The sequence below is a fragment of the Sphingomonas sp. genome, assembly GCF_042091075.1.
In the GTDB taxonomy this organism is placed as follows: Bacteria; Pseudomonadota; Alphaproteobacteria; order Sphingomonadales; family Sphingomonadaceae; genus Sphingomonas.
Window position 1 is genome coordinate 1 of record NZ_JBELIE010000166.1, and the last position, 6,987, is coordinate 6,987.

Annotated in this window: 6 protein-coding genes and 1 pseudogene; 3 read left to right on the top strand and 4 right to left on the bottom strand. The window is 68.7% G+C overall.

The window, feature by feature from the left end; translation table 11 throughout:
* Together atpD and ACFDSW_RS14010 are read left to right on the top strand one after the other, a co-directional pair.
* Positions 1-986 (top strand): F0F1 ATP synthase subunit beta (gene atpD, locus ACFDSW_RS14005; protein ID WP_375250896.1); only part of this gene is annotated, 986 nt, incomplete at its 5' end.
* 126 nt (positions 987-1,112) lie between these two features.
* Positions 1,113-1,364 (top strand): ATP synthase F1 subunit epsilon, encoded by a 252-nt coding sequence (locus ACFDSW_RS14010; protein WP_375250897.1) that lies wholly within the window; start codon positions 1,113-1,115, stop codon positions 1,362-1,364.
* 123 nt (positions 1,365-1,487) lie between these two features.
* Here ACFDSW_RS14010 and ACFDSW_RS14015 read toward each other — a convergent pair whose 3' ends face one another.
* The gene (locus tag ACFDSW_RS14015) at positions 1,488-3,659 is read right to left on the bottom strand and encodes a primosomal protein N' (RefSeq protein WP_375250898.1); all 2,172 of its coding nucleotides are present in this window, start codon (positions 3,657-3,659) and stop codon (positions 1,488-1,490) included.
* Positions 3,660-3,716: 57 nt separating this feature from the next.
* Positions 3,717-5,174, bottom strand: coding sequence for a diguanylate cyclase domain-containing protein (locus ACFDSW_RS14020; RefSeq protein ID WP_375250899.1), 1,458 nt, complete (start codon positions 5,172-5,174; stop codon positions 3,717-3,719).
* Between the two features lie 72 nt (positions 5,175-5,246).
* On the opposite strand from ACFDSW_RS14020, the gene ACFDSW_RS14025 reads away from it, so the two are divergent.
* A complete protein-coding gene (locus ACFDSW_RS14025) occupies positions 5,247-6,143 on the top strand; it encodes a tyrosine recombinase XerC (RefSeq protein ID WP_375250900.1) in 897 nt (298 codons plus the stop codon).
* Between the two features lie 6 nt (positions 6,144-6,149).
* On the opposite strand, the gene ACFDSW_RS14030 is transcribed toward ACFDSW_RS14025, so the two are convergent.
* Together ACFDSW_RS14030 and ACFDSW_RS14035 are read right to left on the bottom strand one after the other, a co-directional pair.
* Positions 6,150-6,749 carry a DedA family protein gene (locus ACFDSW_RS14030; protein ID WP_375250901.1) on the bottom strand — a complete coding sequence of 200 codons (600 nt, stop codon included), beginning with the start codon at positions 6,747-6,749 and terminating at the stop codon, positions 6,150-6,152.
* An 84-nt stretch (positions 6,750-6,833) separates the two neighbouring features.
* A pseudogene (locus ACFDSW_RS14035) lies at positions 6,834-6,987 on the bottom strand (glutathione synthase); the annotation flags it as partial.

The window sequence follows — 6,987 nt, forward strand, 5'->3', positions numbered from 1 at the left end:
GCGGCGCCGGCGTCGGCAAGACGGTGCTGATCCAGGAACTGATCAACAACATCGCGAAGGGCCATGGCGGCACCTCGGTGTTCGCGGGCGTCGGCGAGCGTACCCGCGAGGGCAACGACCTGTATCACGAATTCCTCGACGCGGGCGTCATCGCCAAGGATGCCGAAGGACGCGCGATCAGCGAGGGGTCGAAGGTGGCATTGGTCTATGGCCAGATGAACGAGCCGCCGGGCGCGCGCGCGCGCGTCGCGCTGTCGGGCCTGACGATCGCGGAATATTTCCGCGACCAGGAAGGGCAGGACGTGCTGTTCTTCGTCGACAACATCTTCCGCTTCACGCAGGCGGGCGCGGAAGTGTCGGCGCTGCTGGGCCGTATTCCGTCGGCGGTGGGTTACCAGCCGACGCTGTCGACCGACATGGGTGCGCTGCAGGAGCGCATCACGTCGACCAACAAGGGCTCGATCACCTCGGTGCAGGCGGTGTACGTCCCCGCCGACGACTTGACCGATCCGGCGCCGGCGACCTCGTTCGCGCACCTTGATGCGACGACGGTGCTGAGCCGCGCGATTTCCGAGCTGGGTATCTATCCGGCGGTGGATCCGCTCGATTCGACCAGCCGCGTGCTGGAGCCGCGCGTCGTCGGCCAGGAGCATTATGAGACGGCGCGCGCCGTCCAGGCGATCCTGCAGAAGTACAAGGCGCTGCAGGACATCATCGCGATCCTGGGCATGGACGAACTGTCCGAGGAAGATAAGCTGACCGTGCAGCGCGCGCGCAAGATCCAGCGTTTCCTGTCGCAGCCGTTCCACGTCGCGGAAGTGTTCACCGGCATCTCGGGCAAGTTCGTCCAGATCGAGGATACGATCCGCAGCTTCAAGGCGGTGGTGAACGGTGAATATGATCACCTGCCGGAAAGCGCCTTCTACATGGTCGGCGGGATCGACGAGGCGGTCGCCAAGGCCGAGAAGATGGCGCAGGAGGCGTAAGCCTCGCGCGTTGACGCCCCTCCCCGGCCGGGGAGGGTAGGGGTGGGGGCCGTCGCCGACGGTCTCGCCGAACCCCGCCCCACCCGCTACCCCTACCGCGACGGGTCGGGGGCTTGAGGTAACGACATGCTGCATTTCGAACTCGTCACCCCGGAACGCCTCGTCCGCTCGGAGGAGGTCTTCATGGTGACCGTCCCCGGCACCGATGGCGATTTCGCGGTGCTGGAGGGCCATGCGCCCTTCATGTCGACGATCCGCGACGGCGAGGTGCTGGTGCAAAAGGCGCAGAACGGCGCACCCGAGCGGATCGCGATCCGTGGCGGCTTCGCCGAGGTGAATGCCAGGGGCCTGACGGTGCTGGCGGAACACGCCGACTGAGCCATCGCGGACGCTGGCCGTTCCGCCCCGCTATGGGGACCGCCAGCCTTCGCCGGCGCGTAACGCCGCAGGGGCGCGACGGTCGCGCCCCAATACCATTCCCGATATCGCCGCGTTGCGTCGCTACAGAAAACTGTACGGATCGACGTCGACCGCCACCCGCACCTTGGTGCTCCACTCCAGCCCGCCCAGCCAGTCGCGAATGACGTTCTGTACGTCGAGCGCGCGGCGCGCGTGGACGAGCAGGCGATAGCGATGCCGCCCGCGCAGCATCGCCAGCGGCGCCGGGGCCGGGCCATAGACCTCCATCCCCTCGACCCGCGGCGCACTGCGCCCGATCGCGCGGGCGATCTCCAGCGCAGCGGGCTGGTCCTCCGACGAAACGATGATCGCGGCATAGCGGCCGAACGGCGGCGCGCCGGCTTCCTGCCGCGCCTCGGTCTCGGCGGCATAAAAGGCTTCCGCATCCCCGGTGACGAGCGCGCGCATCACCTGCGCCTTGGGGCTGTGCGTCTGGATGAAGACGTGCCCCGGCTTTTCTCCGCGCCCGGCGCGGCCCGATACCTGACGGATCTGCTGAAAGGTGCGTTCCGCCGCGCGCAGGTCGCCGCCGTCGAGCCCCAGATCGGCGTCGATCACGCCGACCAGCGTAAGATTGGGGAAATGATAACCCTTGGTGACGAGCTGCGTGCCGACGACGATGTCGATCGCGCCGGCCTCCATACGACCGACGAACTCCGCCGCCTTCGCCGGAGACCAGATCGTGTCGGATGTCACGACCGTGACGCGCGCCTCGGGGAAAAGTACCGCGACCTCATCCGCGATCCGCTCGACACCCGGGCCACAGGCGACCAGCGAATCCTCGCTCTGGCATTCCGGGCATAGTCGCGGGACCGGCTCGATATGGCCGCAATGATGGCACGCCAGCCGCCGTGTCAGCCGATGCTCGACCATCCAGGCGGTGCAATTCGGGCATTGGAACCGGTGCCCGCACGTTCGGCACAGCGTCAGCGGGGCATAGCCACGCCGGTTCAGGAACAGCAGCGACTGTTCCTGTCTTTCAAGCGCCGCGCGCATCGCGTTCACCAGTCGCGGGCTGATCCAGCGCCCCCGTTCGGGTGGTTCCTCGATCAGGTCGATCGCTTCGATCGTCGGCAGCTCCGCCGCGCCGTAGCGCCCTGGCAGCTTCACTTCGGCATAATTGCCGAGCGCCACCTGATGCCGGGTTTCGATCGCGGGGGTGGCGGAGGCGAGGATCACCGGGCAGCGTTCGAACAGCCCGCGCATCACCGCGACGTCGCGCGCGTGATAATGGACCCCGTCCTCCTGCTTGAAACTCGTTTCATGCGCCTCGTCGACGACGATCAGTCCCAGCGTCGCGAAGGGCAGGAACAGCGCGGAACGCGCGCCGACGGTGACGCGCGCCTCGCCGCTGGCGATCGCGCGCCACGCGCGGCGGCGCTGCGTCGCGCGCAACCCGCTGTGCCAGGCGACCGGCTCGCAGCCGAAGCGATCGTGGAAACGCTTCAGGAACGGCTCGGTCAGCGCGATCTCGGGCAGCAGCACGAGCACCTGCCGGCCGGCCCGCAGCGCGGCGGCGACCGCCTCGAAATAGACTTCGGTCTTGCCCGATCCGGTGACGCCGTCGAGCAGCGTGGTGCGATACGCCGCCGCGTCGACATCGGCGACCAGCCGCGCCGCCGCCGCGCGCTGATCGGGTGATAGCCGGGGCGGCGCAAAGCCGGGATCGGGAAGGGGGAAGGGGCTGTCGACATCCACCTCCACGCCCTCGATCGCGCCGGCCTTGACCAGTCCACGGATCACCCCGTCGCTGACGTCGGCGATCGTCGCCAGCTCGCGGATCATGCCCTGGCGGTCGCCGATCCGCTCGAGCGCCTGGGCGCGCTGCGGAGTCAGCCGGTCGGGCACGAGGCCGGTGGCGCGATATTCGATCGCGGTGCGCGATCCCTCCAGCGCGGCACTCGACGACAGCGCCATGCGCACCACCGCGGCGGGCGGGGCGAGATAATAATCGGCGGTCCATTCGATCAGCCGGCGCAGCGCCGGGCGCAGTGGCGCCACGTCGGCCACGCCCAGCAGGTTGCGCAGGCGATTGTCGCCCACCTCCGCGTCGGAGGGCATCCGCTCCGGCTCCCACACCACCCCGACCAGCTGGCGCGGGCCCAGCGGCGCGACGACGATCGAACCCGGCTCGACCGTCATGCCATGCGGCACGCGATAGTCGAGCGGGCCCAGCGCCGAATTGAGGACGAGAACGCGCGCGCGGGAGGACATGCCCGCCCCATATGGGAGCAACGGACGGCGGGGGGAAGCCGGTGTCGTGCGTCGCGTTCAGGCGGCGCGGCGCGTCGGCGTCGCGCGGCGTTGCCCGACCCGCGCGCGCTTCGCCGCGTAGAGCATCGTGTCGGCGCGACGGGCGAAATCACGCAGCGAGTGGCACGTGTCGTCGAACGCGGCGATCCCGATCGAGCCGCCGCTCGTCATCGTCACGCCATCGACCGTCACGCTGAGGTGCAGCAGATCCTCGATCCTGTCGCGCACATGGTCGGCGGCGGCGATCAGCGCCGGGTCGGTGATGATCAGCGCGAATTCGTCGCCGCCGATCCGTGCGGCCAGGCAATCCCGCAACCAGGGCTGGCGAAGCGCGAGGCCGGTCATGCGCAGCACGTCGTCGCCGGCATCGTGGCCGAGCGTGTCGTTGATCGCCTTGAATCCGTCGAGATCGATCAGCGCCAGCAGCAGCGGCTCTCCCGAACGCCGTGCGCTGGCCATCGCTTCTTCCAGCCGCCGGTCGAACGCGGCGCGGTTCGCCAGCCCTGTCAGCGCGTCGGTATCGGCGGAGTGGCGCAGGCGCGACTCCAGTATGTGCTGGTCGGTGATGTCGCTGAACACGCCGAGCACGCCGACCACCCGCCCGTCGACGATTTCCGGCTCGCCCATCGATCGCACCCGGCGAATCGCGCCATCGACGGTGACGAAATCGCATTCGAGATCGAACGGCTGCTGCTGTTCGATGGCTTGCGTCAGGGCAATGCTCAGCCGGCGGCGCGATTCCGGTGGATAGAAGCGCATGGCGGTCTGCACGTCGGGATGTTCGCCGACCGGCAGGCCGTGGATGCGAAAGACGTTGTCGGACCAATGCGGCATGTCGCCGGGTACGGGCAGCCACCATGATCCGATCGCGGCGATCCGCTCCGCCTGACGGAAGATGCGGTCCTGTCGCTCGCGGGCCGCCAGCATCTCTTCGCGCTGAACGACCAGATCGGTGGCGCGCAGCGTGGTGCGCCGCGCCTCCAGCAGCGCTTCCGCCAATGCGGCGAGATGGCCGAGCGCGACGATCCCGGCGTCGCTCTGGCGGCGCGGCATGGTGTCGATCACGCATAGGGTGCCGATCGCGTGTCGCTGCCCGTTCTGATCAGTCGCGTGCAACGGCGCGCCGGCGTAGAAGCGCATGCCCTCGGCCACCAGCGGCGAGCCGCCGAATCGTGGGTCGGTGGCGGTATCGTGGAGCACGCACACACGATCACCGCGAATCACCTGATCGCAAAAGGCGATGTCGCGCCGGATCTCACGCGGGGAGGGCGCGCTCGCCGCCTTCACCCACAGCCGGTCCTTGTCGACCAGATTGAGCATCGCCAGCGGGCATTCGAGCATTTGCGCCGCGAGCGCGACCAGCGCATCGAATTCCTTCTCGGGCTCGCTGTCGAGCAGCGCCAACGCATGCAATGTCGCCAGCCGCGCGCGTTCGGAATCGTCGGGCTGACCGGCGGTTGTAAGAATGCGATCCATGGCGGTTCCTTGCGGCAGGCAAGGTTAATTTTGCTTTGCGCATGTCGGCGGATGCGGCGACAAGCGAGCGTGATGACATCGGGTGAGCTGGCACTCCCGACCCTGTGGTCGATCCATCTGGCGCGTGACCGGCGCCGGTCGGAACATACCGTGCGCGCCTATCGCGCGACCGCGGAGCGGCTGCTGCTGTTTCTGGCGCGACACTGGGGCGGGCCGGTTGACCGTGCCGCGCTGGCGCGGATCGATGCCGCCGACCTGCGCGCCTATCTGGCGTTCCGGCGCGCGGCGGGGTTGCAGAACGCCTCCGCCGCGCGCGAGCTGTCGGCGGTGCGCGGATTTCTCGGCTGGGCCGCGGGGGATGGGGCCACGCCCCGGTTGCGGGGGCCGCGCGTCAAGAAAGGGCTGCCGCGCCCAATCGCTCCGGCCGAGGTGGTGGCGCTGGCGGAACAGGTGGCGGAAGATAGCGACGAACCGTGGGTGGCGGCCCGCGACTGGGCGGTGCTGCTGCTGCTGTACGGGGCGGGGCTGCGGATCGGCGAGGCGCTGACGCTGACGGGTGCGATCCTGCCGCTGGGCGAGACGATCGCCGTCACCGGCAAGCGGGCGAAGACGCGGGTGGTGCCACTGCTCCCCGCGATCCGTGATGCGATCGAACGCTATGTCGCGCTGATGCCATGGCCGATAGCGCGCGAGGCGATCCTGTTTCGCGGGGTGAAGGGCGGTGCCCTGTCGGCCGATGTGGTGCGCGCTCGGGTAAGGGCGGCGCGCACGCGGCTGGGCCTGTCCGATCGCACCACGCCACATGCGTTGCGGCACAGCTTCGCGACCCACCTGCTGGGGCGCGGCGCGGACCTGCGCGCGCTGCAGGAGCTGCTGGGCCATGCCAGCCTGAGTTCGACCCAAATCTATACCGCGGTGGACGCGGCGCACCTGCTGGACGTCTATCGCAACGCCCATCCGCGCGCCTGACGCGCGCTATCCGCGCGGCTTCCACGTCACGACGCGCCAGGCATAATAGGCCAGCGCCACCACCGTCAGCGCGATGCCGACCGGGCCGACATAGCGGTCCAGTTCCGCAAAACGGGTGCCGAGGAAATAGCCCGCACCGGCCAGCACGCTGTTCCAGATCGCGCTGCCCAGAAACGTCATCACCAGGAACCGCCCGAGCGGCATCGCCGCCATCCCCGCCGGCAGCGAAATCAGGGTGCGGAACGTCGGCATGAAGCGAAAGACGAAGATCACCCAGCCGCCGTGGTGATGGAAGAAACTGCGCACGCGGCAGACATCGTCCCAGTCCATCGTCAGCCAGCGGCCGTGGCGCTCGACGAACGGCTGGAAGCGTTCATACCCCAGCCGCCGGCCGATTTCATACCAGAAGACATTGCCCGCGGTGGTGCCGGCGGTGCCCCACAGGATCAGCGGCAGAATCTCCATCTGCTCGCGCGCGACCGCGATCCCCCCCAGCCCCATGATCACTTCCGACGGGATCGGCGGGATGATGTTTTCCAGCGCCATCAGCAGGAAGATGCCGAAATAGCCGCCCCAGACGATCCAGTTGACGATGAAGTCGGTCATGGGGCTGGACGTGTCATCATGCGGGCGGGCAACGTGCGCGTCGGCACGCCGTTCCCCCGGGCCACGGTCATCGGATCGGCGCCGTCAGCCCCGTGCCGCCAGCCGGCGATCGATCGCGTCCCAGATCAGCCCGGCGACATCGGTGCCGTCAAAACGCTCGATCGCGACGATCCCGGTCGGGCTGGTGACGTTGATCTCGGTCAGCCATTCGCCGCCGATCACGTCGATCCCGACGAAG

What these genes read in the sequence shown, in the direction of transcription:
- ACFDSW_RS14020 (WP_375250899.1), bottom strand. Translation starts at nt 5,174, where the DNA reads ATGGATCGCATTCTTACAACCGCCGGTCAGCCCGACGATTCCGAACGC.
- ACFDSW_RS14030 (WP_375250901.1), bottom strand. Translation starts at nt 6,749, where the DNA reads ATGACCGACTTCATCGTCAACTGGATCGTCTGGGGCGGCTATTTCGGC.
- ACFDSW_RS14025 (WP_375250900.1), top strand. Translation starts at nt 5,247, where the DNA reads ATGACATCGGGTGAGCTGGCACTCCCGACCCTGTGGTCGATCCATCTG.
- ACFDSW_RS14010 (WP_375250897.1), top strand. Translation starts at nt 1,113, where the DNA reads ATGCTGCATTTCGAACTCGTCACCCCGGAACGCCTCGTCCGCTCGGAG.
- ACFDSW_RS14015 (WP_375250898.1), bottom strand. Translation starts at nt 3,659, where the DNA reads ATGTCCTCCCGCGCGCGCGTTCTCGTCCTCAATTCGGCGCTGGGCCCG.